This window comes from Bradyrhizobium retamae (assembly GCF_001440415.1).
Lineage (GTDB): Bacteria > Pseudomonadota > Alphaproteobacteria > Rhizobiales > Xanthobacteraceae > Bradyrhizobium > Bradyrhizobium retamae.
Genome location: NZ_LLYA01000116.1, coordinates 1 through 1,438 on the forward strand (window position 1 = coordinate 1; position 1,438 = coordinate 1,438).

Below are 1,438 nucleotides of genomic sequence, written 5' to 3' on the forward strand. Positions count from 1 at the left end.
TAGCATTACAGTTGCCTTTTTGTTTTGACGTGCGCGCGCTGAGCGGCCGCCTGATGAGCTCTACGCCAAAATGACCATGCGATGATGTGTGCGGGTTGAATACGGTTTCGAGCGAGTCTGATGGCAATGCGGCGGATTTCCTGGATTGACCAACGGATCAGCGGCGCCGTGGTTGTGTTTTGGCTTTTGCCGGGGGGCGCCGTTTTGTTTTTTTGGGCGGTGGCGGGTTAGCTCGATGTCGGATCGCGGCCATCATGGCGAAGGCAAGCATCACCAGGGACACGTGACGGTGCCAGCCATGCCAGGATCTGCTCTCGTTGTGATCGAGCCCGAACTCGTTTTTCGCGGTCTCAAAGCTGTCCTCGATCGCCCATCGATGGCCTTCGACCGCGATCAGCGTTTCAATTGATGTTCCCGCTGGGCACCAGGTGGTGAAGAAGGCGAGGTCACCATCGGCGATGCGACGACGGATCAGTAGACCGCGCGTCCACAGACCTTGATTTGCGCTGTTGAATTCTTCGACCTCGAGGTCGGCCAATTCGAGATAACACCAATCGTGCAGCCGCGGTCCCTTGGTTCCGGCTCCCGCCGACAAGCGCTTCCAGTCGGATGAGCGCCGCGTCCGCGCGATGTCTGCGGCCGTACCGGCGACCGGCGGTCGTTTGCCCCAGGATCGAAACACATGAGCGCTGCTGACCCCAAGCACGTAGCCTTTGCCTGCCCGACGTAATTGCTGTTCGATGTCGCCAACGCCGTAGACGGTATCACCGGCAACCCACCTGAATGGTACAGGCGCGGCTATCGCGCGTGCGATCATTCTCGTCGCAAGCTTTGGTTTGGTCGCAAAGCCGACATCGGCAGGCACATAGGCCGCTTCCAGACGATCCGGATCGTCGGTCCACTCCTTCGGAAGATACAGCGCACGATCGATGAATGCATGACCGTGGCGCGAAACGTAGGCAGCGAAGACCCCGATCTGACAGTTCGTGATCTTACCCGCCGAACCAGTGTATTGCCGCGCCACTCCGCACGATGCCTTGCCCTGCTTGAGAAAGCCGGTCTCGTCGATCACGAGGACCGCATCGTCATCCGCCAAATGCTCGATGACATAGTCGCGCACGATATCGCGCAGGGCATCAGCGTCCCAATCCCTACGACCCAGGATTGCCTGCTGCCGCCATGGGCCTGGATCGCCAGCCGCCTCCGCGCGCATCCAACCGGTCTTGCGCTGCTCATCTCCGAGCAGACCTTCCAGGAACAGGCCTGCATTCATCGCAACACGCTCTTGCGTGAACAACGGACGTATCAGCTTCTTGATCTCTCGAAGCGACGCCGCCCACAACGCAAGCGTCTCCTCAATCGACGCTGCCCGCGTCCACGATCTCCGAATCATGGTTGCCCATGGATTCAGAAACCTTCCAAGAACGCAACTGTAATG

The 1,438-nt window shown here is 59.4% G+C and carries 1 protein-coding gene; it reads right to left on the bottom strand.

The window, feature by feature from the left end; all coding sequences use genetic code 11:
• Positions 1–157 precede the first annotated feature (157 nt).
• Positions 158–1,393 (bottom strand): IS701 family transposase, encoded by a 1,236-nt coding sequence (locus tag CQ13_RS15205; RefSeq protein WP_057843680.1) that lies wholly within the window; start codon positions 1,391–1,393, stop codon positions 158–160.
• Positions 1,394–1,438: the final 45 nt, after the last annotated feature.

Coding starts and splice junctions, on each gene's coding strand:
- CQ13_RS15205 (WP_057843680.1), bottom strand. CDS start 1,393: ATGATTCGGAGATCGTGGACGCGGGCAGCGTCGATTGAGGAGACGCTT.